The sequence below is a fragment of the Pseudarthrobacter sp. WHRI 8279 genome, from assembly GCF_040224115.2.
In the GTDB taxonomy this organism is placed as follows: domain Bacteria; phylum Actinomycetota; class Actinomycetes; order Actinomycetales; family Micrococcaceae; genus Arthrobacter.
The window spans coordinates 2950240-2975291 of record NZ_CP168162.1 but is presented as its reverse complement, the minus strand read 5'-3'; the positions used below and the strand labels follow the sequence as shown (position 1 = coordinate 2975291).

The 25052-nt window shown below is 66.4% G+C and carries 20 protein-coding genes; 6 read left to right on the top strand and 14 right to left on the bottom strand.

Going from position 1 to position 25052, the window contains the following annotated elements; translation table 11 throughout:
• Positions 1-36: 36 nt before the first annotated feature.
• On the bottom strand, positions 37-1950 hold the full coding sequence (locus ABRP28_RS13720; protein ID WP_350004041.1) for an alpha-amylase family glycosyl hydrolase: 1914 nt from the start codon (positions 1948-1950) through the stop codon (positions 37-39).
• Between the two features lie 127 nt (positions 1951-2077).
• A complete protein-coding gene (locus ABRP28_RS13715) occupies positions 2078-2725 on the bottom strand; it encodes an AmiS/UreI family transporter (protein WP_350004040.1) in 648 nt (215 codons plus the stop codon).
• A 196-nt stretch (positions 2726-2921) separates the two neighbouring features.
• Between ABRP28_RS13715 and gdhA the strand changes: the two genes are divergently transcribed.
• The gene (gene gdhA, locus ABRP28_RS13710) at positions 2922-4259 is read left to right on the top strand and encodes an NADP-specific glutamate dehydrogenase (RefSeq protein ID WP_350004039.1); all 1338 of its coding nucleotides are present in this window, start codon (positions 2922-2924) and stop codon (positions 4257-4259) included.
• Here the strand turns inward: gdhA and ABRP28_RS13705 are convergent.
• The 6 genes from ABRP28_RS13705 to ABRP28_RS13680 all read right to left on the bottom strand — a co-directional run bounded on the left by ABRP28_RS13705 (position 4256) and on the right by ABRP28_RS13680 (position 10965).
• Entirely contained in the window at positions 4256-5941 is a 1686-nt protein-coding gene (locus ABRP28_RS13705) for an alkaline phosphatase D family protein (RefSeq protein ID WP_350004038.1), read from the bottom strand. The genes gdhA and ABRP28_RS13705 overlap by 4 nt on opposite strands.
• Positions 5942-5991: 50 nt before the next feature.
• Positions 5992-6711 (bottom strand): hypothetical protein, encoded by a 720-nt coding sequence (locus ABRP28_RS13700; protein WP_350004037.1) that lies wholly within the window; start codon positions 6709-6711, stop codon positions 5992-5994.
• Positions 6708-7637 (bottom strand): carbohydrate ABC transporter permease, encoded by a 930-nt coding sequence (locus tag ABRP28_RS13695; RefSeq protein WP_350004036.1) that lies wholly within the window; start codon positions 7635-7637, stop codon positions 6708-6710. The genes ABRP28_RS13700 and ABRP28_RS13695 overlap by 4 nt, the downstream gene beginning before the upstream one ends.
• Positions 7637-8572, bottom strand: a complete 936-nt coding sequence (locus ABRP28_RS13690; RefSeq protein ID WP_350004035.1) for a sugar ABC transporter permease — start codon at positions 8570-8572, stop codon at positions 7637-7639. The genes ABRP28_RS13695 and ABRP28_RS13690 overlap by 1 nt, the downstream gene beginning before the upstream one ends.
• Positions 8573-8581: 9 nt before the next feature.
• A complete protein-coding gene (locus ABRP28_RS13685) occupies positions 8582-9862 on the bottom strand; it encodes a sugar ABC transporter substrate-binding protein (RefSeq protein WP_350004034.1) in 1281 nt (426 codons plus the stop codon).
• Between the two features lie 80 nt (positions 9863-9942).
• The gene (locus ABRP28_RS13680) at positions 9943-10965 is read right to left on the bottom strand and encodes a hydroxyacid dehydrogenase (protein WP_350004033.1); all 1023 of its coding nucleotides are present in this window, start codon (positions 10963-10965) and stop codon (positions 9943-9945) included.
• A gap of 159 nt (positions 10966-11124) precedes the next feature.
• Between ABRP28_RS13680 and ABRP28_RS13675 the strand changes: the two genes are divergently transcribed.
• The 4 genes from ABRP28_RS13675 (at position 11125) to ABRP28_RS13660 (ending at position 17002) form a co-directional block, all read left to right on the top strand.
• Positions 11125-13143 (top strand): heparinase II/III family protein, encoded by a 2019-nt coding sequence (locus ABRP28_RS13675; protein ID WP_350004032.1) that lies wholly within the window; start codon positions 11125-11127, stop codon positions 13141-13143.
• Positions 13140-14291: a substrate-binding domain-containing protein gene (locus ABRP28_RS13670; RefSeq protein ID WP_350004031.1), complete on the top strand. Its 1152-nt coding sequence runs from the start codon at positions 13140-13142 to the stop codon at positions 14289-14291. Before ABRP28_RS13675 ends, ABRP28_RS13670 begins: the two co-directional genes overlap by 4 nt.
• On the top strand, positions 14288-15013 hold the full coding sequence (locus ABRP28_RS13665; RefSeq protein WP_350004030.1) for a ThuA domain-containing protein: 726 nt from the start codon (positions 14288-14290) through the stop codon (positions 15011-15013). The genes ABRP28_RS13670 and ABRP28_RS13665 overlap by 4 nt, the downstream gene beginning before the upstream one ends.
• A 72-nt stretch (positions 15014-15085) precedes the next feature.
• Complete coding sequence (locus ABRP28_RS13660; RefSeq protein WP_350004029.1) at positions 15086-17002, top strand: DUF2264 domain-containing protein; 1917 nt, start codon at positions 15086-15088, stop codon at positions 17000-17002.
• 45 nt (positions 17003-17047) lie between these two features.
• Here ABRP28_RS13660 and ABRP28_RS13655 read toward each other — a convergent pair whose 3' ends face one another.
• From ABRP28_RS13655 to ABRP28_RS13630, 6 genes are all read right to left on the bottom strand, one after another.
• Positions 17048-17797: a ThuA domain-containing protein gene (locus tag ABRP28_RS13655; RefSeq protein WP_350004028.1), complete on the bottom strand. Its 750-nt coding sequence runs from the start codon at positions 17795-17797 to the stop codon at positions 17048-17050.
• Complete coding sequence (locus ABRP28_RS13650) at positions 17797-18930, bottom strand: Gfo/Idh/MocA family protein (protein ID WP_374152857.1); 1134 nt, start codon at positions 18928-18930, stop codon at positions 17797-17799. Before ABRP28_RS13650 ends, ABRP28_RS13655 begins: the two co-directional genes overlap by 1 nt.
• 40 nt (positions 18931-18970) lie before the next feature.
• Complete coding sequence (locus ABRP28_RS13645; RefSeq protein WP_350004027.1) at positions 18971-19873, bottom strand: carbohydrate ABC transporter permease; 903 nt, start codon at positions 19871-19873, stop codon at positions 18971-18973.
• Positions 19870-20817 carry a sugar ABC transporter permease gene (locus tag ABRP28_RS13640; protein ID WP_350004026.1) on the bottom strand — a complete coding sequence of 316 codons (948 nt, stop codon included), beginning with the start codon at positions 20815-20817 and terminating at the stop codon, positions 19870-19872. Before ABRP28_RS13640 ends, ABRP28_RS13645 begins: the two co-directional genes overlap by 4 nt.
• Before the next feature lie 2 nt (positions 20818-20819).
• Positions 20820-22181, bottom strand: coding sequence for an ABC transporter substrate-binding protein (locus tag ABRP28_RS13635; RefSeq protein WP_350004025.1), 1362 nt, complete (start codon positions 22179-22181; stop codon positions 20820-20822).
• Positions 22182-22325: 144 nt separating this feature from the next.
• Positions 22326-23324 (bottom strand): LacI family DNA-binding transcriptional regulator, encoded by a 999-nt coding sequence (locus ABRP28_RS13630; RefSeq protein ID WP_350004024.1) that lies wholly within the window; start codon positions 23322-23324, stop codon positions 22326-22328.
• Between the two features lie 282 nt (positions 23325-23606).
• On the opposite strand from ABRP28_RS13630, the gene glnT reads away from it, so the two are divergent.
• Positions 23607-25037, top strand: coding sequence for a type III glutamate--ammonia ligase (glnT, locus tag ABRP28_RS13625; protein ID WP_350004023.1), 1431 nt, complete (start codon positions 23607-23609; stop codon positions 25035-25037).
• Positions 25038-25052: the final 15 nt, after the last annotated feature.

The following is a 25052-nucleotide window of genomic DNA, read 5'->3' as shown; positions in this document are numbered from 1 at the left end:
TCCGTATGGTTTCACGACCCGTGCCCGTGGGCCGAATCAATACTGGGGAATGACGCGCAGCCAGAGGTACTGGCGGGGGAGGAGCATGACGCCCTCGTCCAGCTGCAGCGCTGCTTCGGAGAGAAGGTCGACGGCGGCGGGATGGAATCCGCTGAAGGTTTCCCTTGGCAGGGACTGGGGTTCGTCGCTGAAGTTCGCGAGGGCCAGGACCCGCGTTTCGCCGCCGTCGGCTGCACTTGCCGGCCGCTGGTAGGCCAGGACGCTCCGGTTGTGGGTATCGAAATCGAGGAGCGTTGTTCCTGCCAGTTCGGGAGCGGACGCGCGGACCTCGATCATCCGCTTCAGGCCCGCGTAGACGGCGCCTTCGGGCGTGGCGGCATCGTGCCGCCGGGCGTACTGCTCCTCCGGATAGTGGGGCCGGTGCACCCAGCGGCTGTCGGCGTCGTGCCCTTCCTCCTTCGCATACCCGTAGTCGTTCAGCTGGCCCACTTCGTCGCCCAGGTACAGCAGGGGGATGCCGCCGGTGCTGAAGGCAACCGAGTGGGCCAGGAGGATCCGCTCCACGGCCTCCGCCGGGTCCACCTCCATGCCGCACAGCGACGCCGTCGTCCCTGAAATCCGGCAGTCACCGGTCTTGGGGTTGTCCTGGAACGGCACCCCGCGGGCGAAGCTGCCGGGGAAGCGGTTGACATAGAAGGAGTTCAGGAAGCGGCGGTGGTCGAAGCCGTTGATTCCCAGTTCCGCCGCGTCCTCGTCGGCGAACGTCCAGCCGATGTCGTCATGGCTGCGGACGTAGTTCACCCACGAGGTGCCGGCGGGGATGTTGTGCCGCCGTTCCAGTGCTTGGGCCAGGAGCGAAACGTCCCGGGTGGCCAGGGATTCCCAGATGAGCGCCATCTGCAACGGGTTGTAGGAGAGCTGGCATTCGGCGGGGTCAATGTAGAGTGCCACCTCGTCCGGATGCACGATTGCCTCGGACTTGAACAGCAGCGACGGCGCGGCCAGCCGGCACACTGCATTGAAGGCCTGGAGGAGGACGTGCGCCTCGGGCAGGTTTTCGCAGGGCGTGCCCAGCTGCTTCCAGATGAAGGCCACCGCATCCATCCGCAGGATGTCCACGCCCTGATTGGCCAGGAACAGCATCTCCCCGGCCATGGCCCGGAACACGTCCGGGTTGGAGTAGTTCAGGTCCCACTGGTACGTGTGGAAAGTGGCCCACACCCAGCGGCCGTCCTCCATCCGGATGAAGGACCCCGCATGGTTCTCCGGGAAGATCTCGCGAACGTTCTGCTCGAAGGCGTCCGGCATGGTCCGGTCAGGGTAGATCCAGTAGTAGTCGCTGTACTTGGGGTCGCCTGCGGCCGCCCGCCGGGCCCACTCGTGCTCGTCCGAGGTGTGGTTGAAGATGAAGTCCACCACCAGGCTGATGCCGTGGCTGCGGAATTCGGCGGCAAGGCCGCGGAGCTGCTCCATGGTGCCCAGCTTCGGGTTCACCTCGCGGTAGCTCGAAACCGCGTATCCGCCATCGGAGTGCGGCTCCGGTGCCAGGAACAGCGGCATGAGGTGCAGGTAGGTCAGGCCCAGTTCCTTGAAATACGGGATGTGGGTGCGGAGCCCCTCCAGGCTTTCCGCGTACCTGTCCACGTAACAGACCCCGCCCAGCATGGTGCTGGACAGGAACCAGCCGCTGTCCGCCTCGCGCTGTGCGTCCAGGACCTTCAGCTCGGCGGGCCGCTCCTGCCAGGAGCGTGCGCTTTCCACCACCAGGGCGGTCAGCTGGTCCAGCCAGTCCTGCCGGGATCCGTAGAGGGACCGGAAGAGGCGGCACAGGTCCGGGAAGTGAGCCTCGAACCTCCGCCGGAAGTCAGGATCTGCGGAGTCGCCCGCCCGCGCCAGGGCGTCAAGGACATGCTGCCGCACCGTTTCGTCCACCATGACGAATTCCTGCATCGAAACCCCTTCCGGCCGTCAGCCGGCGGATCCGGCAGGCACTGGTTACGGCAGTATGCCACGGCGCCCAGTTCCGTGCCGCCCAGTGCCGCGCTTCCCAGTGCGGTGCTTCCCAGTCCCGTGCCTCTCAGCGCCGTGCCCTCCGGGGCAGGGCAGCAAGGGTTCCGGGATTCTCCGGTGCGGGCCATTCCCCTGGCGGCCGGCGCCGGGCCAATACGCCTGCGGCAAGGAAAAGAAGGCCCAGCAGGCCGGCGGCGGCCGCGGCAACCTGGGCACTGTACGGCCAGAGCCCGGCGATCCCCAGGAAGGCCGGTACCGTGGCCGTCACCTGGCTGGCCAGGACCAGCGCCCAGCCGATGAAGGGGTCCAACCGGCTCCGGCCCAGCGCCAGGGAGGCGAACATCAGGCCCCAGAGCACCGCCCACGCCAGCCACAGCACGGCCAAGAGGGGATCGGCAGGGAACCAGAAGAAAGCAAGGAGCACGGCAACAAAGGCAACCATCCCGCAGAACCAGCCCAGCCCCTTCGATCCAAGGTCCAGCAGGGTATCCAGGCCCACGTAGGCGTAGGTCAGCCCAAACAGGAGGATCCCGGCGGCCGCCGGCGCTGAGCCGGCGGCACCGTCGAGGGACAGTACGACGACGCCGAGCACCAGTTGCAGGGTTCCCACCAGCATGCCCAAAACTGCTGCGTCGCGGCGGGGTAGGTGCCCTAGGGCAGCGAGCCCGTTGACCAGGAGGGCGGCGCCGGAGAGGAGGAGGCAGACGTGCGGCATCAGCGGGATCCTGTCGGCATCGTCCTGGCAATTATCACTAAGCGGAATATTTCTGTCACAATACGGACATTAGGGCATTGCTTTCGTGCGACTTAACGGTGCCCGGTCATAATCGGTTAGGTTGAAACGTAAACTGTTCGGGGATAATGCCGCCCTTCCTGGCAGTCCGCAGTACGCCCACGGTAAGGAAAAGTTCATGGATTCACGGCTGGAGGCCATCAGGGACACCGTCCTGGCCAGGAACCCCGGCGAAACGGAGTTCCATCAGGCAGTAATTGAGGTCTTCGAAAGCCTGGGGCCCGTCCATGACAGGCACCCCGAATTCCTTGAGGCGGCCATCCTTGAGCGGCTTTGCGAGCCCGAGCGCCAGATCATTTTCCGTGTCCCCTGGACCGACGACTCCGGCCGGGTGCAGATCAACCGTGGTTTCCGTGTGGAATTCAACTCGGCACTGGGTCCATACAAGGGCGGGCTGCGCTTCCACCCCTCGGTATACCTGGGCATCGTCAAGTTCCTCGGTTTTGAACAGATCTTCAAGAACGCCCTCACCGGCATGCCGATCGGCGGCGGCAAGGGCGGCTCGGACTTCGACCCCCGCGGCCGCAGCGACGCCGAGGTCATGCGGTTCTGCCAGTCCTTCATGACCGAGCTGTACCGGCACATTGGCGAATACACGGACGTTCCGGCCGGTGACATCGGCGTGGGCGGCCGCGAAATCGGATACCTGTTTGGCCAGTACAAGCGCATCACCAACCGCTACGAATCCGGCGTCCTCACCGGAAAGGGCATTTCCTGGGGCGGATCCCTGGTCCGGCCGGAAGCCACGGGTTTTGGAACGGTCATCTTCACGCAGGAGATGCTGAAGACCCGCGGGGCGTCCTTCGACGGCCAGCGCGTGGTGGTCTCCGGCTCCGGCAACGTGGCCATCAACGCGATCGCCAAGGCCCAGTCCCTGGGTGCCACCGCGGTGGCCTGTTCCGATTCCTCAGGCTACGTGGTTGATGAGGCGGGCATTGACGTCGCGCTTCTCCGTGAGGTCAAGGAAGTGGAACGCGGACGCCTTAAGGACTACGCCGAACGCCGCGCCGGCGTCTCCTACGTGGAAGGCGGCTCCGTCTGGGACGTGGACGCCACAGTGGCGCTGCCCTGCGCCACGCAGAACGAGCTCGACGGCGATGCTGCCGCCCGGCTGGTGCGCAACGGGCTCCTTGCGGTCGGTGAAGGCGCCAACATGCCGTCCACCCGCGACGCCGTAGCAGTGTTCCAGGACGCCGGCGTGCTCTTTGGACCCGGCAAGGCGGCAAATGCCGGCGGGGTGGCCACCTCGGCGCTGGAAATGCAGCAGAACGCCAGCCGTGATTCGTGGTCCTTCGAGCACACGGAGGAACGGCTCACCGAGATCATGGTGGGCATCCACGACCGCTGCGCCTCCACTGCCGATGAGTACGGCGATCCGGGCAACTACGTGCTCGGCGCCAACATCGGCGGGTTCGTGAAGGTTGCCGATGCCATGCTGGCCCAGGGCCTGATCTAAGAGGGTGTAACGGCAGCACGCCCCGCCCTGCGGGACGCGACGGTAATTTCGGCCACGCGTTCCAGGCGCGGATTGAGGTTGTTGCCTTCCTCCACGACGCCCCGCTGCCACCACAGCTTCAGGCCTTCCGGCACCACTTCAAGGCAGGCAAGGTTGTTGTCGAACCATGGGCCCTTGATCCCGGACCAGCGGAACGGCGGGTCCGGGACCTTCGCCGACCGTGCGGCCAGGGCTCCCACCGGGGCGGCCAGGCCGTAGGACATCACGGCGCCGAAGGACCGCATCAGCCGCGGCAGCGGATTGCGGATAGGTGAGCAGACCGCCTGGATGATGCGGCTGCCCGCAGTCCGCTCCACCTCGGAGACGTAGGAGAAATGCACGTCCCCGGACAGGAAGGTCACGCTGTCCGGGGCAGGTCCGCGCCCGCCGTCGGCCACTTCCTTGGCCATCGCAGCGACACGCCGGAAGCTCTGCTGGAAAGCGCCCCAATGCTCCAGATCCGCGGCCTGGCGGAGTTTTTCGCCGATCCGCGCCGGGAATCTGCCCCAGGCGCCCTCGGAGACTGCCTCGTCCCAGGCCTCCAGGTGATGGAGGCCCATGGGCAGGAGGAACGGCAGGGATGTTGCCACCAGCAGATGTCGGAAACCGCCGTGCATCCGGGCATCCAGCCAGTCCATCTCGGCCTCATCGAGCAGGGCGCGGTGGTCCGGATCCAGGTTCCGGGCGGCACGGGAATCAACCACGAGCAGCCGGGTGTCGCCAAAATCGCGGCAAAAGCTCCACCGGTAGGCTTCCGGATCCTGGTCGGCCCTCGCGGCGAAACGGTCCAGCTCCGCGGTGATGTCCGGCTCTCCCTCCCCGGGGTGGGCGGCAATCTGTTGCCAGATCACATCCGAGGCGCGCTCCTTCGGGGACAGGTTCCCCAGATGCTGGTACACCCAATAGGACGCGAGCCCCGCCACGATCCGCCCCTGCCACCACGTGGTTTTTGACATCGCCTCCCGCCAGCTCCGCGACGCATTCCAGTCGTCACGGATGTCATGGTCGTCGAAGATCATGGCACTGGGCAGCGTGGACAGCAGCCAGCGGTTGGCGGGGTCGGACCAGGCCAGATAGTAGAGGTGCGCGTACTCCTCGAAGTCCTTGAGCTCCTCGCCCGGAGGCGCCGTGATGTCCCGCCGGGCTCTGATGAATTCCTGCATCTGGTCGCTGGTGGAATCGGCGTACACCTGGTCCCCCAGGAACGCCACCAGGTCCGGCCAGGGCTCCTTGCCCCCGGAACCCATTTCCAGGGCGTAGGCCCGCAAGGCGTCCACGCCGTGGCTGCGGTTTCCGGACTCGTCGTGGGGGACGCTGGTGCGGCAGGAACCGAAGGCCAGGCGCAGCGGCTTGCCGGGTTTGAGGGTAGCGATCACCGGCGGCAGGAACCGCGTACCGGGCTCGGGCCACACCGGGATTCCGTTGACTGCCACTGTGTAGGGCGTCACCGTTCCAGGCTCCAGGCCGTCCACTTCCACCAGGGCGTAGTGGTGGCCGTGGACGGCGAAGGTCCGCGCTTCCCACTCCCCGGCTCCGGCGCTGACAGTCACGCGGGCGGTGTCCCGGGTCTCCACCCAGATGCTCGCCGAGGTCTGGTCCACGTACCGCATCATGGGGCCTAGCACCAGCTCTGGGGTAGTCATCTCTCAGTTTTACCCGCTGGAACCCGCCCCGGCTATGGGGAAATCCGCAGCTAGGGAGTACGGAGCGCTGCGTGGAAGGCGTAGGCCGAGTTGCTCCACACCACGAACAGCAGAGGGGCCGGTGCCAGGGCCACACCAAGCACCGGTTGCAGCAGCCCGGCGGAGGCGATGATGCCCAGCAGGACAAGCGCGGAAAGGCTCAGGTACCAGCGCTGCACGCACAGGTAGAGGGCTGCCTTGAGCAGGACCCTGAGTCCCGCTTCGGGAAAGAGCACCACGCCGGCGCTCGCCGTTACGGTGACGGCCACGGTGACGGCGGCGGCCACCCCGATGATAGGTACCAGCACGGCCGCTGCCGGCATGGAACGGGTGATAGCCAGGTCCACGCCGAGGAACAGCAGCACCGCCACGGCGGCCAGCCCCAGCGGGGCGGTCCGCCGGAAACCGCCGAAGTAGCCCCTGAGGAAGGATGCAACCGGCTTAACCGCGGCGCCGTCGTCGTTCAAAGCCTGGAAGGAGGCAAACAGGCCTGCGAGGGACGGCGGAACAGTCACCGAAAGCCCAAGGAAGAACGGCCAGGCGGCGATGGGGTCCGCCACCAGGGCCAGGCACAGCACCAGCGGCGCGTTGGCCAGGGCCAGCAAGACGTTCCCGGCCAGGAAGGTGTAGACGAAGCCGAAGATGCCGCCGAAGGTCTCAAACCCGGGGCTGGGAAGGCGTCCGGCCAGGCCACGCCGCCGGGAGGGGGTTGGGTGCTGCGCGGTGGTCATCCTTTCATGCCGCTCGTGGCGATGCCCTGGATGAAGTAGCGCTGGCCTACCAGGAAGATGGCCAGGATGGGGATCACCGAGATGACGGAGCCGGTCATGATCATGGCGTACTCGGCGTCGAACTGGCCCACGAAGGAGCGCAGGCCCAGCTGGACGGTCCAAAGCCGGTTGGACGTCAGGTAGATGAACGGGCCCATGTAGTCGTTCCAGGTGTTCACGAACGTCAGCAGCGCCAGGCTGGCCAGCGCCGGTTTGGACAGCGGCAGGATGACCCGCGCCCAGATGCCATACTCGCTCAGGCCGTCGATCCGGGCGGCCTCGCAGAGTTCATCCGGAATGGTCATGTAGTACTGCCGCATCAGGAACACGCCGAACGCGCCGAAGGCCTGCAGCAGGATCAGGGCGTTGAAGCTGTTGGTCAGGCCCAGGTTCTGCATCATGATGTACTGCGGCACCATGTAGGCCTGCCACGGAACGGCGATGGTGCCGATGTACGCCAGGAACAGCACGTCCCGTCCCGGGAAGCGCACCTTGGAGAAGCCGTAGGCAGCCAGTGAACCGGTGAGGACCTGCAGGCACGTGATGATCACCGCGAGGTACAGCGAGTTCTGCAGGTACCCCATCATGGGGATCCGGGTCCAGATGTCCGTGTAGTTGCTCCAGACGAACTCCGTAGGGATCCACTGGATCGGAACGGTGAGGACCTGGTTGTTCTCCTTCAGCGAGGAGGACACCATCCAGATGAACGGCACCATCAGCGCCACCACCAGCACCACCAGTGCGCCGTAGATGACGGCGTCGGTGGTGCGCTTCTTCCGTTCCCGCGGGGAGTCGCGCTGCGTACGACGGCGGTCTTCCGCCGCGGGTGCCAGGCCCGCCCCGGCGAAGGGCGCCTCGGCCTTGAGGTCTTCGGCCATGTTGGTCATCAGCGTTCCCTCCGCTGTTGGATCTTGAACTGCAGGACGGTGACCGTCAGGACGATGACGAACAGCACCAGCGAAATGGCGGACGAGTATCCGAACTTCCCTTCGCCAATGCCCTCCTGGTAGATGAGCTGGGACAGCACCGTGGTGGAGCGTCCCGGCCCGCCGTTGGTCATGACCACGATCAGGTCGAATACCTTGAAGCTGGAGACCGTCAGCATCACCACCACAAAGAAGGTGGTGGGCCGCAGGGACGGGATGGTGACGTTCCAGAAACGCTGCCATGCGCTGGCACCGTCCACCTCCGCGGCCTCGTACAGCTCGCTGGGGATGGCCTGCAGGCCTGCCAGGTAGAGGACCATGTAGTACCCCATGTCCCGCCAGACGCTGGTGATGATGACGGCGGGCATGGCCCAGTCGGAGCTGGACGTCCAGCCGGGGGGTTCCGCGATCCCGATCGAGTTCAGGAACTGGTTGATGGGGCCCGTGTCCGGGCTGAAGAGCATGTTCCAGACCACGGCCACAGCCACCAGCGACGTGATGTACGGGAAGAAGATGGCCACCCGGAAGAAGCCGATCCCTTTCAGTTTGCGGTTCAGCAGCATGGCCAGGAGAAGGGCCAGGGCCATGGTGAGGGGGACGTGCCCCAGGGCGTAGACCACGGTGTTGCGCAGCGCCACCCAGAAGGTGTCGCTCTGGAACATGCGCTGGAAGTTCTCCAGTCCAACCCAGCGGGGGGCCGTGAACGAGGTCCACTCCATGAAGGAGAGGGCGAAAGCTGCGGTTACGGGGATCAGGGTGAAAGCCAGGAAGCCCAGGAAGTTCGGAAGGATGAACGTCCAGCCGATCAGGGTGTTGCGCCGCGCCTGCTTCCGGTTGCCCCGGCTGTGGACAGGTGCTGGAGCCGGGGCAACCGAAGGAACTGTTTCAGTAGTCATGGCTGCCTGTTACTGACCGAGGACTTCGCTCTTGACGCGCTTGCCCATCTCGGTGATGCCGTCGGCCACGGAGCGCTCGCCCACCATGATCAGGTCGTGCTCCTGGTTGAGGATCTTGTCCGTGGCGGCAGACTTGTCGCTGACCGGCATTTCCAGCGCGGTTTCGTCGGGGGAGAACGCCTTCTTGGACAGCTCATCGGTGGGCAGGCCCTCGAGCTGGAAGTAGGTGTCCGTCACGGCATCGTTCTGCAGGGCCGGGACCACGCCGATCTTGGAGATGGCCTTGGCGCCTTCTTCGCCGGCAGCCCATTCGATGAACTTCCTGGCTTCCTCGGAGTGCGCGGCGTTCTTGTTGACGGCGAAAGCCGTGGGCGAGCCGAACGTCGATACCTTGCCGTTGGAGTCCTTCTGCGGCAGCGGGGCCAGGCCCCAGTCCACGCTGGTCTTGCCGTCCTTCTTGGCCTGCAGGACACCGGCGATGTACCACGTTCCCATGGGCATCATGGCGGCCTGGCCGGTTTCGAACATGGTCCTGTAGCTCGTCTTCTGGCTCTTGGCCGTTCCGAAGTCCAGGGTGGCACCGCTCTTCTGCAGCTCCAGTGCGGTGTTGTACTGGTCTTCGAAGAAGCTGTACTCGCCGCTGATCTGGTCACCGTTGTTCTGTGCCGCCGCTATGGCCTGCACAACCGAGCGCCAGATGTGGTGGTAGGTGCCGTAGACCTTCTTGCCGCCCTCTTCATTGGTGAGCTTCTGGGCCAGCGCGGTGTACTCATCCCAGGTCAGGTCCTTGGGCTCTTCGACGCCGGCGGCCTTGAGCAGCTCCTTGTTGTAGTAGAGCAGCCAGAAGTCCTGCCGGTACGGCGCCGCGTAGTACTTGCCGTCAATGTCGAATGCGTCCAGCCCGGCAAGGTCGTCCTTGCCTACGGCGTCCACCACACCGTTGATTTCCTGGAGCTGGCCATTGTTGGCGTAGCGGGCGTAGTCGATGACGTTCTTCATGGTCAGGACGTCGGTGGTGTCGCCGCCGGCCAGCATGGTGGTCACCTTCTGCGGGTAGTCGTCCGCGAGGATGTCCACCGGCTCGATGTCCACATCCGGGTTTGCGGCCTCGTAGCCGTCAAACAGGGCCTTGAATTCCGGTGTGCCTTCGTAGTTCCACACGGATACCGTCAGGCGGGTTTTGCCGTCCTGGCTTTGGGGTTCCGCGGGACCGGCGGCGCCGGCGCAGCCGGTCAGGCCAAGTCCTGCTGTCACTGCCAGGGCGATGGCGGCGAGGGTTGTGCGCTTCATTGCGTTCTCCTTACTAGGGATTCGGGTTTGCCGCGGCTGCGGCGAGGTTTGCGGTTGCGGTTGCCCGGATACCGGACTGCTCAGGCGCTGAGGGAAAGGTCGTCAGAGACCACTTGCGCCAGCAGTTTCTGTCCGGTCAGGTACCGTTCCAGGTCGTTCAGGGCGGCGTCGGACATCCTGCGGGTTTCAGTTCCCAGGGAACCGGCGATGTGCGGAGTGATCACCACGTTCGGAAGGTCATAGAGGACGGAGGTTGCCGGCAGCGGTTCGGGTTCCGTGACGTCAAGGAGCGCGTGGATGCGGCCGGTGGCGCATTCGGCTTCCAGCGCGCTGGTGTCCACCAGTGAACCGCGGGCAGTGTTGATCAGGGTGGCGTGGTCCTTCATCGCCGCCAGTTCGGCTGCGCCCAGCATATGCCGGGTTTCCGGAAGTGCCGGGGCGTGTACGGTGACGATGTCCGACGCCGCGAGGAGCTCCGGCAGGGACACCAGTCGCCCCCCTGCTGCGGCCACGGCTGAAGGATCGGCATGGGGATCGCTCACCAGGCAGGTGACGTCCTGGAGCTGCTGGACCAGCTGGACCACCCTGCGTCCAATGCGGGAAAAGCCGATGACCCCGATGGTCCGACCGATGTTGCCCAGCTCGCCGCGCAAGGAGCTGTAGCTCCAGTCCTCCCTGTGGATCCGGGCATCGTTGGACAGCACCTGGGCCTTTTTGCCGGCCAGGACGATGGAGGCAAAGGTGAACTCGGCTACCGGTATGGCGTTCGCGTCGGCGCCGTTGGTCACCAGGATGCCGCGGTCCCACAGTTCCTGGCTGACGAAGCTGCGGACAGTCCCGGCGCAGTGGAAGACGGCGCGGAGCCTCGGCATGTGTGCCAGCGCGGCGGCATCCAGCCGGGGGACGCCCCAGCTGGTGAGGAGGATTTCCACCTCCGCAAGGCGCGGTGCCAGTCCGGGGTGTTCCTTGACGTCGAGTGAAGCGGTCCACGGCTGGGCGCCGAGATCCACCAGGTGTGCGAGGCGCTCCAGCCGCGAGGTATCGAACTGGTCCGCAAAAGTGCCGCGGTTCATGACGAGCAGGGCCTTGGGTTTTCGGGACACGGGGCCTCCTTTCGGGTTGTGGCGGTGCCCTGCGGCGGGCTTGATTCCATGTCTTGCATCACATCTAACAATCAGTAGATACTCATAAACAAGACAGTTCATCCAAGCTGATCGTATTCATTCAGAAACATTCACAGTCGAACATTGAGGCTTTCGCGAATGACACCACCCCTCCGAGTTGCGGCCCATCCCACGGCCAGGGCCGCGCAACCCCTCGCAACCGCATGGGGTTCCGCCGCCGGCGCCTCCGGGCTCGTGAGCCTGCTGTACGGCGCACGGGCACGGCTTCAGTTGCCCCGTGAAGGTGGCCCCCGGTGGCTCGCCGCGGACAGCGCTGTCCTTGAGCCGCTGCGGAAGCAGGCCTGCGACGAGCGGGGAAACCCGTGGCCGCAGCCGCTGGTCTCCCACTATGCGCGGTACTTCCGCGACGGAAACCGCACCGCCTACGAGGGGCTGGTGGCCGCCCGCCAGCAACGGCTGACCCGCGCCGTGGTGATGGCCCTGGTGTCAGGACACGCTGGAGCAGCTTCCGGGACGGATGCCGGGCCGGCGCCCTGGCTGGATGAAGTGATCGACGGCGCCTACCTCCTCTGTGAGCAGAGCTCCTGGAGCTGGGCTGCCCACGACGACGTGTTTGCCCGCAGCAGGGAAGTGGTGCCGGACCCAGACCGTCCCTTCCTGGACCTGGGTGCCGGTGAAGTGGCAGCACAACTGGCGTGGATTGACCACGTCCTGGGCGGACAGCTGGACGAAAGGGCGCCGGGCCTGCGCACGCGGATCCGAGGGGAGGCCGCCCGGCGCGTTGTCCGGCCCTTCCTGGACCGGATGGACTGGCATTGGCTGGGGTTGGACGGGGACGTCCACAACTGGAATCCCTGGATCCACTCCAATCTCATAGCCACGGCGCTCTTCCTGGTGGACGATCCCGACACCCAGGCGCGCACAATTTCCCGGTGCATCGAGGGCCTGGACCGTTTCCTCGCCTCCCTTCCTGCCGACGGTGCCATAGACGAGGGCTTTGCCTACTGGTGGAACGGTGCCGGACGTGCGCTCGAGGGCCTGGCCCTGCTGGAGCAGGCCACCGGGGGAAGGCTCGACGCCGGCCTGCCCGTGGTCCGCGAAGTGGTGGCTTTTCCGCACCGGATGCACATCGGCGCCAACTGGTTCCTGAACGTGGCCGACGGTCCAGCGCAGGCAGCGGCCGCCCTGCCCTGGGACATGCTCCATGGCTGGGCGGAACGCCTTGGCGACCAGGATGCCGCCCGTCACGCAGCGGCCATGATGGCCTCCCAACTTGAGCCTTCAGCAGGGCTCGGACGTGTGCTTCATTCGCTACTGGGCAGCCCGGAGAAAACGGAGGTGGAGACACCGGAAAAGGTGCACAGCGCGGGCACAGCGGACCGGACCGGCCCGCCCCTGGTTCCCTTCACCTACCTTCCGTCCGTCCAGATCATGGTTGCCCGCGAGACAGCCGGAACGTCCCGGGGCCTGCTCCTGGCAGCCAAAGGCGGGCACAACGGCGAACACCACAACCACCGGGATGTCGGTTCCGTAGTTGTCGCCGTGGACGGAGTTCCCCTGCTGGTTGATGCCGGCCAGCCCACCTATACCGCCAAGACGTTCGGACCGGACCGCTACGGTATCCGCGCCATGCAGAGCGCCTGGCACAGCGTCCCCGCCCCCTTCGGACTGGAGCAAGGCACCGGCGCGGAGTACGCGGCCGGAGTGCTTGCGGAACCCACGGCCGACGAGCCCTCCCTGGCGCTGGCCCTCGGCGCGGCGTACGGGCTGCAGCCGGATGCGTGGATCCGCTCCTCATCCCTGGACCGCAGGGCCTCAAGGATCGTCGTGGCCGACCGCTGGGACCTTGACGGGGCGGCAGGAAACGGAACGTCCGACGTCGACATCACCTACCTGGCGGCAGGCACCGTCAGCGCCGGGCACGGCTACGCCTCAGTGGTTCCAGAGGGGATCCCCGGCGCAGGAGGCAGCAGGGGACTTGCCCTGCGCTGGGAGCCGGCCTCCGCCGTCGTGCTGGTAGACGACTGGCCGCTGGACGACCCCCTCCTCGCCGGTGTCTGGGGCGGCAAGCTGACCCGGCTGCGGTTCCGCCTGCCTTTGACGGAAGAGTCCCGCGCCGCCGGCGCATTCACCCTCACCGCGGAGGTAACGCCATGAGCCCGGAACAACCCGCTGACGCTGCAGGGAAATCCCTGTTTTCCCTTCAGCGCCGGGAACGGCTGATGGAGGAACTCCGCGCCCACGGAGCCATTACTGTCCGCGGCATTGCGGCGAAACTGGGGGTCAGCGAGTTGACCATCCGCCGGGACGTCAACATCCTTGCGGATGAAGGGCTGGTGTCCCGGGTGCACGGCGGGGCCACGCTGCCCAGCAAGTTGGACCGTTCGGCGGCGGCGGGCCGGCTGGCGCAGCACAGCTACTCCATCGGCATGGTGGTGCCGTCGCTGGACTACTACTGGCCGCAGGTCATCAGCGGAGCGCGGGCGGAAGCCGAAGAGCAGAACCTGCGCATCCTGGTGCGGGGATCCGCCTACGATGCCGCGGACAACCGCCGCCAGGTGCAGGCCCTGCTGGACACGCAGAACATCGACGGGCTGATCGTGGCGCCGGACATGACCGGGGACCAGGGCCAGGAACTGCTGCGCTGGCTCAACGCCCTCCCCATCCCCGTGGTGCTCGCGGAGCGGCGCTCGCCGATCGAGATTCCCGCCCACCGGCTGGAGTGGGTGGCCACGGACCATGCCTTCGGCGCGGGGATGGCCGTCCGGCACCTGTGGCAGGAGGGGCACCGCAGGATCGGCTGCCTCACCGATTCCTCCAGCCCCACAAGCCCGCACGTGGTGCGGGGCTGGCAGCAGGCTCTGGCGGCACTGAAGATTCCCCTGGAAGGCTCCGTGTACGAGGATTCAGCGAAACAGGAGAACGGAGAGCGCGCCACGCATTTTGACCACGTCCTGGAGCTGTGCCGGAACGCCGGGACCACCGCGATGCTGGTCCACTCCGATACCCAGGCAGTGGCGTTCGTGCAGCACTGCGTGGACAAGGGGCTCAAGGTGCCCGGGGATATCGCCATCGTGGGGTACGACGACGAAGTGGCCTACCTCGCCGAGCCGGCCATCTCCGCGGTGCGGCCACCCAAGCAGTACGTGGGCAAGGTGGCGGTGCAGCTTATGGCGGCACGGCTGGCGGAAGGGCGGATGCGTCCGGTGCACCGGATCGAACTGAACCCGGAACTGATCCTGCGCGAGTCCTCGGTGGGCGCCCCCCAAGCCCCGGCAACCGGCATGGTGGAGGTCCCGCAGTGACCGCCGCGCCAGTCAGCGGGGACACTGCAGCGGCCCCGAAGGCCCTGCTGCTCAGCGGCGTGGGCCGTTATGCGGACCCGTGGCATCCGTTCGCCGAGACGTCCGACGCCCTGGCCGGCCTGCTGCGGGAGGCGGGGTTCGCCGTCGAAATTCCCGCTGACGTGGACGGCGCGCTGGAGCAACTCGCCGGGACCGCGGACGCTGACCTGCCGGATCTGCTGGTGGTCAATGTCGGGCTGCCCCGCGACGGGCAGCAGTCGCCCGGAACTCCTGCCGCCTCCTCCGGGCTGGTGCGGTGGCTTGGCTCGGGGCGCCCCATGCTGGTGAGCCACTCCAGCGCCACAAGTTTTGTGGACTGCCCGGAATGGGAAGGCGGACTCGGGGGACGCTGGGTACGCGGAACTTCCATGCACCCCGACTACGGACCGGCCACCGTCCGGATCCGGCCCGCGTCCGGCCCCGTTGTTGAGGGGATGCAGGACTTTACGCTGCCCGATGAGCGCTACAGCTTTCTCCGAACCTCGCCCCGCATCACCGTCCATGCCACCCACACCCACGAAGGCACTGAGCACCCGCTGATGTGGTCCCTGCTCCGCCAGCCATCGGACGGACGCCCCGCCGGCCGCACGTTTTATGACGCCCTGGGCCACGACGCCGCCTCCTATGAATCGCCCGAACACCGGGAACTGCTGGGGCGGGCCATTTCCTGGCTGAGCCGCTGACCCGTTGACCTGCTTCGCCCGCCAGACCCGCTTGTTTGCCCGACCCGCCACCACCTGACCTTTGGGGAATCCATGCCCGCCACAGCTCCTCCCGTTTCCTTGACCCTGCCCCCGCTGGACCGGCAGCTCTCGCCGTTCACCGGCCTGACCCGCGAGCACTGGTGCGCCTACGCGGACTATTTGCTGCGCTCGGCACACCGGCACGCCACTGAGGACCACGCGAACCTCCACCTCCCTGGCGCCAACAGCGCCTATGGCCCGCGCAGCGATTCCCTGGAAGCGTTTGCACGGACGTTCCTGCTGGCTTCTTTCCGGATGGCGGGCGACCCAGGCGGCACCGGCTGGATCGCCGACTGGTATGCCAAGGGGCTCGACGCCGGCACCAACCCGGCCAACCCGGACCGCTGGCCTACGCCGGGGGAGCTCGGCCAGGCGAAAGTGGAGGCGGCCTCGCTGGCCGTTGGCCTGGCCCTCACGCGGGACATGCTCTGGGACAAGCTGCCGCAGCGCGTCCAGGAACAGCTCATCGCGTGGTTCGAGACCGTGATCGGGGAGGAATACCCGCCCATCAACTGGGTGTGGTTCCAGATCGTCGTCGAGACTTTCCTGGCCTCGGTGGGCGGCAGGTACTCGGACCAGGACATCGACGCCGGCCTGGCCATCCACGACTCCCTGTACCGGGGCCACGGCTGGTTCGCGGACGGGACCGAGCGGGCCTATGACCATTACGTTGGCTGGGCCTTCCAGGTCTACCCGCAACTGTGGGAGCTGATGGCGCCCGGCGATCCGCGGGTCAAGGCCCGGGCAAAGCTCGACGGCGGGCGGCTGGCCGATTTCCTGGACGACGCCGTCCATCTGGTGGGGGCCAACGGCGCCCCGCTGATCCAGGGCCGCAGCCTGATCTACCGGTTCGCCGCGGCCGCGCCGTTCTGGACCGGTGAGCTGTCCGGTCACACGCGGCTGAGTCCGGGTGTCACGCGGCGGGCGGCGTCGGGAATCCTGGACTACTTTGTCCGCCGGGGCGCCATCACCGGGGACGGGCTGCTCTCCATCGGCTGGCACGGCGAGTTCCCGGGGATGAAGCAGTCCTACTCCGGCGCCGGTTCACCGTACTGGGCGGCCAAGGGCATGCTGGGCCTTGCGTTGCCGGCGGACCACCGCGTCTGGACAGCCGTTGAGGAACCGCTGCCCGTGGAAACCGGAGACACCCGGCGCCTCATCCAGGCCCCGGGCTGGCAGGTGGACGGGACGGTGGCCGACGGCGTGGTGCGGATCCGGAACCACGGCACGGACCACGCCAACGCCGGTGTGAAGGTGGCGGATTCGCCACTTTATGCCCGGCTTGGCTACTCCACGCACACGTTTCCGGACCTTGAGCCGGAGTCCCTGGACAACGCCGTCGTCCTGGTGGACAGCGCAGGGCGGACCACCCACAGGACCGGCTTTGAATACCTCGGGCAGCAGGACCTGGGCGGGGTGCTGGCGGGCGCCTCGCGGAGCACCGTCAACTGGATTGCCGTGGATCCCGATGCCGGGCCGGACCATGGCAGCGGTGCCCGCGGCACGGCCACTCCGGGACCGGAGGTGACGGTAGTGTCCCTGACGCAGGGCGCCGCTGAGCTGCGGCTGGTCCGGGTGCGGGGCACGGACCAGGACCAGGAGGCGAAGCTCCGGATCGGCGGCTGGCCGGTGGACGCGGCGTCCGGCATGGCCAGTGCGGTACGTCCCGTGCCCGGTTTCGGCACTCGCCTTGACGACGCCGGCACCTGGCGACGGGACGCACCGCACCCCATGGGGGAGAGCCTTGTTATCCCCTGGATTGGCACCTCAGATGCCGTTGGCGACGGCGACTACGCCGCCGTCGTCGTCCTCGCCGGGGAGGACGCTGTGGAAGCTTATGCCGTCCGCCTTGTCCCCGGCGAAGGATTCGGCTTCCCTGACGGCACCGTCATTCCATTCGCCGCGGCAATGGAGTTTTTGTCCAGATAAGACGACTTAAAGGCCTTGGAAGCCTGCATACCTGGACAAAAACTCCTAGGCGTCGCCGAACCAGTTCCGCGCGGGGTTGGTGACCTCCGGAACGGCACGGTGCAGCTCCGGCTGGGCCGCCCACTTCACGCCGTTGGCCAGGACCCGCTGGATCTGCGGGTGGTGGTACACCGGGTACTCCTGGTCGCCCGGGCTGAAGTAGAAGATGCGTCCCTTGCCGCGGGTGAAGGTCACGCCGGAACGGAACACCTCGCCGCCGGCGAACGAGCTGATGAAGATCAGGTCGTCCGGGTCAGGGATGTCGAACAGTTCCCCGTACATCTCCTGCTCGGGGATGACAATGGGGCTGTCCACGCCTTCGGCAATGGGGTGTGACGGCTTTACGGTCCACACGAGCTCGCGCTCGCCGTCGTTCCGCCATGCCAGCGAGCAGGTGGTGCCCAGCAGCTTGGTGAAGACCTTGGCGAAGTGCCCGGAGTGGAGCACGATGAGTCCCATCCCGCCCAGCACATGCCGGTGGACGCGTTCGACGACGGCGTCGCTCACCTCGTGGTGGGCCATGTGTCCCCACCAGAGCAGGACGTCCGTCTCGGCGAGCACCTCCTCGTCCAGGCCGTGCTCGTCGTCGGTGGCCAGCACCGCCGTCGTGATTTCCGCCTCGGGGTAGTGGGAGCGGAGCCCTGCGGCGATGGCGCCGTGGATACCGTCGGGGTAGATCTCCCCGATGTGCGAGGGCTCGTTGATGGCCTCGTGGACGCCCTCGTTCCAGACGCGGATTCTCAGCTTGTCGGTCATTAGAGACGAACCTCCCTCTGTTCGCGTGCCGACTGGTAGCACGCATCGATGATCTGTGCCCGGTACAGCGCCAGGGAGCCGTCGTGCTCGCCCCAGGCCTGCTCGCCGCCGCGCACTGCCGTTACGAAGTCTTCCACCACTGCGTCATGGGCGCGGCCCGGAAGCACCGGCGGCACATAGTCGGCGGATTCGCCCTCCTTGTCGGTGAAGACCCGGAGCTGGCCCACGGGCGGGAAGGGTGCGCCCTGCACCTTGAGCTCGGCTCCGCCGTCGGTGCCGTAGACGGTGAAGTCCAGGAGGTCATCCGTTTCCCGGTACGTTGCCCAGCTGGCCTCGATCACCAGTGTTCCGCCGCCCTCCAGCCGGAGGAACGCCGACGCGAAGTCCTCAACCTCGAATGCGTGGCTGGTGGCCTGCGCTGAGTACCTGCTTCCACCGCCCCGCCCCTGGGGGCCCAGCTCCGAGTGCGTGGCGGCGGAGACCGCCACCACCTTTGGCTCACCGAGAAGGTGCAGGGCGTAGTCCAGCGCGTGGACGCCGATGTCCGCCAGCGGTCCGCCGCCGGCGAGCTCCGGGTTGGTGAACCAGCTGCCCAGCGTGGGGATGCCGGAGCGGCGGAGCCAGGAGGCCTTGGCATAATACGGCCGGCCCAGCCCGCCGTCTTCAATGACACCTTTGAGCGCCTTGATGTCGCCGCGGCGGCGGTGGTTGAAGGCGACGTCCAGGACGCGCCCCGCCTTGCGCGCGGCATCCACCATGGCCTGGCCTTCGACGGCGTTGCGCGCGATTGGCTTCTCGCTCAGCACGTGGATTCCCCGTTCCAGGGCGGCAATGGCGATGGGCGCGTGCAGGAAGGTGGGCACTGCCACGCTGATCGCGTCCAGCCCGCCGTGCTCCAGCATGTCTTTCCAGTCGGCGAACGCGTTGGGAATGGAGTATTCGGCCTGCAGCGAGTTGCGGAGTTCCTCCTCCATTCCCGCCAGCGCCACGATTCGGACACCTTCCAGGGCGTTGTAGGCCATGAGGTGCTGCTGTCCGGCCCAGCCGATGCCGACAACGCCTACCCTCAGTTCCTTGGAGTGTGGTTCTTGCAGGGCAGAAGCCTGCAGGCTGGGGGACTGCTCGTTACTCACGGGGTTTTCCTTTTTCTTGTGGGTGTGAACTTAGGGGGGGCTAGCCCTTGACGGCACCGGCGGTCATGCCGGAGACAATGCGCTTCTGGCACAGGAGCACCAGGACCACCAGCGGGACCGTGATGATCACCGACGCTGCACTGATGGTGCCCAGCGGCTGGTCAAACTCGCTGGTCCCGCTGAAGAACGCTATGGCCACCGGGACCGGACGGGCTTCCGGGGACGTGGTCAGGGTGACGGCAAGCAGGAATTCGTTCCATACCGAGATGAACACGAGGATCGCCGTCGTGGCAAGGCCCGGGACGGCCAGGGGCAGGATGACTTTGCGGAAGGCGGTGAACGGCGTGGCCCCGTCCATGTAGGCCGATTCCTCCAGTTCGCGCGGGATCTCCCGGAAGAAGGAGGTCAGCGTGTAAATAGCCAGGGGCAACGCGAAAGTCAGTTTCGGGATGATCAGGCCCAGGAGCGTGTCGTACAAACCTATTTCCCGCCAGATGGAGAACAACGGGGCCGCGATGGCAATGGCCGGGAAGGTGGTGACAGACAGGATGAGGGTAAGGATCAGCGCCTTGCGGCGCATTTTGAGCCTGGCCAGGGCATAGGCGGCGAAGGATGCCAGCACCAGGGCCACCGTGGTGGTGACGACGGCGATGATCACCGAGTTGCGCAGGGCCAGGAGGAACTCCGCGTTCTGGAACACGGCCGCATAGTTCTCGAAGGTCGGCTGGCTTGGGAAGAGTTCCCCCTGGGACAGGCTCACGCCTTTCTTGAGCGAGGTATTGACCAGCCAGTAGAACGGTATGAGTGAGAAGCCCATCACTGCGATGACGAATACCCACACCACCGGATGAAGCTGTGCCCTGCCGCGCGTCCTGCGCCTGGTTGTCCGTGCGCCCGGGGCCGCGGGTTCCGCCGCCGTGCGCTGTGGGGTCAGCGTGCTCATTGTTCCTCCTTGGCAACTTCACGGATGTTGCCCCCTGCGAAGCGGATGTACACCACTGAGACCACCATGACCGTGAGGAAGGTGAGGATGGACAGGGCCGATCCTTCACCCACCAAACGGTTTTCGCGCAACTCGGTGTAGGCCAGCATGGACATCGACTCGGTGCCGTTCGCGCCGCGGGTCAGCACGAACGGCAGGTCGAAGACGCGCAGGGCATCCATGGTGCGGAAGATCGCCGCCAGCACAATCGCCGGACGGAGCAGGGGCAGGGTGACGTAAAGGAAGGCCTGCCACTTGCTGGCGCCGTCCAGTTCCGCGGCCTCGTAGGTCTCGGACGAAATGACCTGCAGCCCGGCCAGGATGATGAGGGCCGCGAACGGCGTCGTCTTCCAGACATCGGCAAGGACAATCACCGCCATCGCGTAGCCGTGCTCGCCGAGCCAGACGACGTCCCCGCCAGGAAGGCCCAGCGTTGACAGGACATTCGTGACCAGGCCCAGGTTGGGCTGGAACATCGTTTCCCAGGTGATGGCACTGACCACCGTTACCACCGCATAGGGCAGCAGCACCACGGTGCGCAGGAGGGCGCGGCCCTTGAAGGCAAGGTTGAGCAGCAGCGCCATGCCTGTCCCGAGCACCAGCTCGAGCGAGACCGAGAGCCCCGCGAACAGGAACGTCTGGCCGAACGCAGCCCACCAGTGCGGCCCGGTGAGGGCTGCGATGTAGTTGTCCAGCCCGACGAAGCGTGACAGTCCGGCGGTACGGACGCTGTACTGGTTGAGGGACAGCCAGAGGGCATAGCCGATGGGGACAGCCGCCACCAGGGCCATGAGGACCAGGGACGGAGCGGTCATCCGGAACGCCAGGCGCCGCTCCTCCCGGTCACGGCCGCTGACGCCGCGGCTGGATCCCCGGCGGGCGGGGGACAGGGACTTGGTTGCCATGCTCAGAAGCTCGCCTTTGCGGCCGTAAGCTCGTCGGCCATGGTCTTCACCGCATCCTCGGTTGTGGCGGTGCCGGACAGCACGGCGTAGACGTTCTTGTAGATCGCCTGGGAGATCTGCGGGTAGACCGGGGAGATCGGGCGCGGCTTGGCACCCTTCACCGAGGCGAGCAGTTCGGTGGCAAACGGCATCTTGGCCAGGACTTCGGGGTCTGCGTACGCTGCCTCGTTGACGGGGGCCTGCGAGAAGTCCATCGCCACGTGCTTCTGCCAGTCCGGGGTGGTGGCGAAATCAATGAAGGCCACAGCGCCGGCCTGGTTTGCCGAGTGGGCCGAGATGGCCAGGTTCCAGCCGCCCAGGACGCCGGAGGCCTTGCCGCCTTCCCAGGCCGGAAGCGGGGCAACGCCGAAGGTGCCCGCCAGTGGGGTGGCGTTGAGCAGGCGGTAGACGTGCGGCCAGTTGCGCTGGTAGCCAAAGTTGCCGGACTCGTAGGCCAGGCGTGCCGGGTCCTCGTTGTAGGTCAGCACAGCGCGGTCCGCCGCGCCGTCCTTGAGGCCCTGCACCATGAAGTCCAGGACTTCACGTGTTTCCGGTGAATCGATCTTGACGTCGCCGTTTTCGTCCAGCACCTCTCCGCCGGCGCTGTAGAGCATTTCAAGGAAGTTCACCGTGAGGCCCTCGTACTGCTTGCCCTGGTAGACGAAGCTGTTCCCCTCAGCCCCGGCCGCTTCAGCATAGAGCTGCTGCCAGGTTTCGGGTTTGGCTACCTTGTCCTTTTGGTAGTAGACCAGTCCGGCGTTGGTGAAGAACGGGGAAGCCCAGTACTTGTCCTCGTATTTGGCGGTCTCCACCGTGGAGGGGATAAAGCGGTCCTTGCTGGCCTCCACGAGCTCGGTTTGGTCAAGGATCCAGCCCTGGGATGCGAACTCGGAGGTCCAGATGACGTCCGTGACGAAGATGTCGCACTCCGAGGACTTGCCTTCGAGCCGCTGCACAGCCTGTGTGCGGGCCTCATCGGTGGTGGCCCCGATTTCGGTGTATTTGGCGGTGACCTTGCCATTGGCCTTGGTGAAAGCCTCAACCGTGCCCTTGTAGATGCCGGAGGCGTCCTTGCCGCCGCAGACATTGAGGCTGCCGGTGGCATTGGCGGCCGACGCCGGATCCGCTGCGGGTGCCTCCGTTGCCTGGGTTGCAGCTCCGCCACCGCACGCGGTCAGCAGCAGGCCGGCAGCCATGGCCGCAGCCGCGGCCGCGGTGATGCGCGTGCGCCGCCGGGACGCGCCGCCCGTTCCGCTCTTGCGCGTGTTGGGCACGGATGCGGTGGTGTCCTCCGGCGACAGAGAGGTAGGTCGAATCAAGTCCACGAGTGGCTCCTTTGCCTGGCTGGCTTCTTTTTCCGGGTCGTTTTGGAATCGATTCCACAAAGGAGGAAAAGTAATGTCCGCCGTGTTTGGAATCGATTCCAAAGAAGTGTGACAGGAGCCACGTTGGACTGTCAACCCTTGGCCTCAGCCGTTGGTGGAGTCCCGGACCACCAGCTCGTGGGGGAGGAAGGTCCGCCCGCGGCGGTACCCTTCCGGCTCGGTCATCCGCGCCAGGAGTGCTTCAAAGGCCAGCTGTCCCATGGCGTAGGCCGGCTGCCTGATGGTGGTGAGCTCCGGGACGCACATCTCCGCCTGGATGGAGTCGTCAAACCCTGCGACGGCAATGTCGCCGGGTACCCGCAACCCCGCGTCGGTAATTTCGCGGACGCATCCGGCAGCCACTGTGTCGCTGCCGCAGAACACGGCGTCGGGCAGGGGGCGCAAGCCGAGAAGCTCCCGGGCGAGGCGCCGGCCGGCATGGAAATCGAAGTCCCCGTCCGTGAAAAGCATGTGGTCGGGAGACAGCCCCGCTTCGGCAACAGCCCTGCGGAAGCCTTCCTCGCGGAGCCGGCCGGACCGGGCCACCCTGGTGCCGATCATCGCCATCCGCCGGCCGCCGGTCCTGATGAGGTGCCTTGTGATATCGAAGGCCGCCTGCCGGTCGTCGATGGATACGCCGAATGCCGCCTCGGCGTCAGCGATCTCGCAGACCTGGACCACACTCAGCTGCTCAGCCATCTCCTCGACGTCTTCGTCCGGCATTGTTGGCGAAAACATGATCAGTCCGTCCACCGAGCCGTTGCGCAGCATGTCCACCAGCTGCTGTTCGCGTTCCCTGTCCCCGGCTGTCGGTGCGATGAGGGTGACGTAGCCGGACAGGGCGGCAGCATCCCCGGCGCCGCGGAAGACTTCGCTGATGACCGGCGAGTACAAGTTCTTGGCCAGGGCGAGGATCCGCATGGTGCGGTCGCGGCGCAGGTCGCGGGCGGAGGCGAGGGGCCGGTAGTTGAGCTGGCGGATGGCTGCGGCCACCTTTGCCTTGCTCGACTCACTGACGGCCGGGCTGCCATTGAGGACGCGGGAGACGGTCCCCACGGAGACGCCAGCCGTCCTGGCGACGTCCTGGACTGTCGCTCGCGCCATTACGCATTCCTTCCGCGGCCAGTGGCAAGGATCCTCACTGCCGGACCCGCTTAACCCGTGCCGTGCACTCGCCGTGCTGCCGGGTTTTCCCAGCTTAGCTGTCCGGTGCTGGCCGGTTGGCATGGGCGGGAGGTGCTGCGGCCCTCCGGGATCCGTCCAGTGACCGCGAGCCCGCTGCGAAACATCGAATTAACATTGCCGGCGATCCGGCGAAACACCACTTTGGATACTCTGGTGCAACAAGGTTTACTGATAGCTAACCCAATGAACAGGAACGTTTCGATGACCAGTGTCGCAACCCCTGCTGTAACCGCTCCGCCCTTCGCCGAAGAACGCGAAGTATCCGGGGCGCCCACGATTTCCCTGGCGGACATCGCCCAGGCCCACGGCGTCCGCTTCCTGCTGGCCACCTTCGTGGACATGACCGGCAAGCCCTGCGCCAAGCTGGTCCCCGTTGAAGCCGCCGACGAACTCGAAGACGGTGCCATGGGCTTCGCCGGCTACGCTGCGGGCCTGATGGGCCAGAAGCCGCAGGACCCGGACCTGATCGCCGTGCCGGATCTCGCCTCCTTCACCCCGGTCCCCTTCATCAAGGAGGGCCTGGCCATCATCCACTGCGACCCGCACGTCAACGGCAAGCCCTGGCCCTACGCCCCGCGGGTGATCCTGAAGAACACCCTTGCCCGCCTGGCGGAGAAGGGCATGCAGGCAAAGGTGGGAGCCGAGGTGGAGTACTTCCTGGTGAAGAAGAACGACGACGGGACGCTGAGTACCGCCGATGGCCGGGACGATTCGCCCCGCCCCTGCTACGACGCCCGCGGCGTCACCCGCATGTATGACCACCTCACCGGCATTTCCGAGGCGATGAACGGCCTGGGCTGGGGCAACTATGCCAATGACCACGAGGACGCCGCCGGCCAGTTCGAGCAGAACTTCAACTACGCCGATGCCCTCACCACGGCGGACCGGGTGGTCACCCTCCGCTACATCCTGAACATCCTGGCCGAACAGCGCGGCATGACGGCCACCTTCATGCCCAAGCCCTTCACCGACCGCACCGGCACCGGCCTGCACTTCCACCTGTCCCTGTGGTCCGGCGCGGAGGCGCTGTTTCCGGCAGCGGGCAGCGGTGCAGGCGACGGCGGCGCAACCGGCGGGGGAAGTAACGACGACGGCAGGGGCCTTGGGATTTCCAGCCTCGCCTACTCCTTCATCGCCGGCATCCTGGAGCACGCTCCGGCACTTCAGGCGTTCCTCGCCCCGACAGTGAATTCCTACAAAAGGACAGGCGCCACCACCAGTTCCTCGGGTGCCACGTGGTCACCCCGCAAGGCATCCTTCGGCGGCAACGACCGCACCCACATGATCCGTGTCCCGGACAACAAGCGGATCGAGCTGCGCTCCGGGGACGGCTCAGCCAACCCGTACCTGGCCATTGCCACCGCGATTTCCGCCGGGCTGGACGGCGTGGAGAAAGCCTCCGATCCGGGTGCCCCGTCCGGTCCCGGCGAGTCCAGGCCGGACGCGCACCAGCTGCCGGCCACCCTTCTCCACGCCGTGGAAGCCCTGCGGCAGGACCCCGTCATCCTGGCCAGCCTCAGCGGCAACCCGGAGATCGGCAGGTACTACGCGGACGCCAAGGAAGAGGAATTCCTGAGCTGGCACAACCAGGTCAGCGACTGGGAAATACGCACGTATTTGACGTCGATCTGACCAGTCCTCCATCCA

What these genes read in the sequence shown, in the direction of transcription:
- ABRP28_RS13690 (WP_350004035.1), bottom strand. Translation starts at nt 8,572, where the DNA reads ATGACTACTGAAACAGTTCCTTCGGTTGCCCCGGCTCCAGCACCTGTC.
- ABRP28_RS13640 (WP_350004026.1), bottom strand. Translation starts at nt 20,817, where the DNA reads ATGGCAACCAAGTCCCTGTCCCCCGCCCGCCGGGGATCCAGCCGCGGC.
- ABRP28_RS13670 (WP_350004031.1), top strand. Translation starts at nt 13,140, where the DNA reads ATGAGCCCGGAACAACCCGCTGACGCTGCAGGGAAATCCCTGTTTTCC.
- ABRP28_RS13655 (WP_350004028.1), bottom strand. Translation starts at nt 17,797, where the DNA reads ATGACCGACAAGCTGAGAATCCGCGTCTGGAACGAGGGCGTCCACGAG.
- ABRP28_RS13630 (WP_350004024.1), bottom strand. Translation starts at nt 23,324, where the DNA reads ATGGCGCGAGCGACAGTCCAGGACGTCGCCAGGACGGCTGGCGTCTCC.
- ABRP28_RS13675 (WP_350004032.1), top strand. Translation starts at nt 11,125, where the DNA reads ATGACACCACCCCTCCGAGTTGCGGCCCATCCCACGGCCAGGGCCGCG.
- glnT (WP_350004023.1), top strand. Translation starts at nt 23,607, where the DNA reads ATGACCAGTGTCGCAACCCCTGCTGTAACCGCTCCGCCCTTCGCCGAA.
- ABRP28_RS13715 (WP_350004040.1), bottom strand. Translation starts at nt 2,725, where the DNA reads ATGCCGCACGTCTGCCTCCTCCTCTCCGGCGCCGCCCTCCTGGTCAAC.
- ABRP28_RS13695 (WP_350004036.1), bottom strand. Translation starts at nt 7,637, where the DNA reads ATGACCAACATGGCCGAAGACCTCAAGGCCGAGGCGCCCTTCGCCGGG.
- ABRP28_RS13720 (WP_350004041.1), bottom strand. Translation starts at nt 1,950, where the DNA reads ATGCAGGAATTCGTCATGGTGGACGAAACGGTGCGGCAGCATGTCCTT.
- ABRP28_RS13700 (WP_350004037.1), bottom strand. Translation starts at nt 6,711, where the DNA reads ATGACCACCGCGCAGCACCCAACCCCCTCCCGGCGGCGTGGCCTGGCC.
- ABRP28_RS13645 (WP_350004027.1), bottom strand. Translation starts at nt 19,873, where the DNA reads ATGAGCACGCTGACCCCACAGCGCACGGCGGCGGAACCCGCGGCCCCG.
- ABRP28_RS13660 (WP_350004029.1), top strand. Translation starts at nt 15,086, where the DNA reads ATGCCCGCCACAGCTCCTCCCGTTTCCTTGACCCTGCCCCCGCTGGAC.
- gdhA (WP_350004039.1), top strand. Translation starts at nt 2,922, where the DNA reads ATGGATTCACGGCTGGAGGCCATCAGGGACACCGTCCTGGCCAGGAAC.
- ABRP28_RS13685 (WP_350004034.1), bottom strand. Translation starts at nt 9,862, where the DNA reads ATGAAGCGCACAACCCTCGCCGCCATCGCCCTGGCAGTGACAGCAGGA.
- ABRP28_RS13705 (WP_350004038.1), bottom strand. Translation starts at nt 5,941, where the DNA reads ATGACTACCCCAGAGCTGGTGCTAGGCCCCATGATGCGGTACGTGGAC.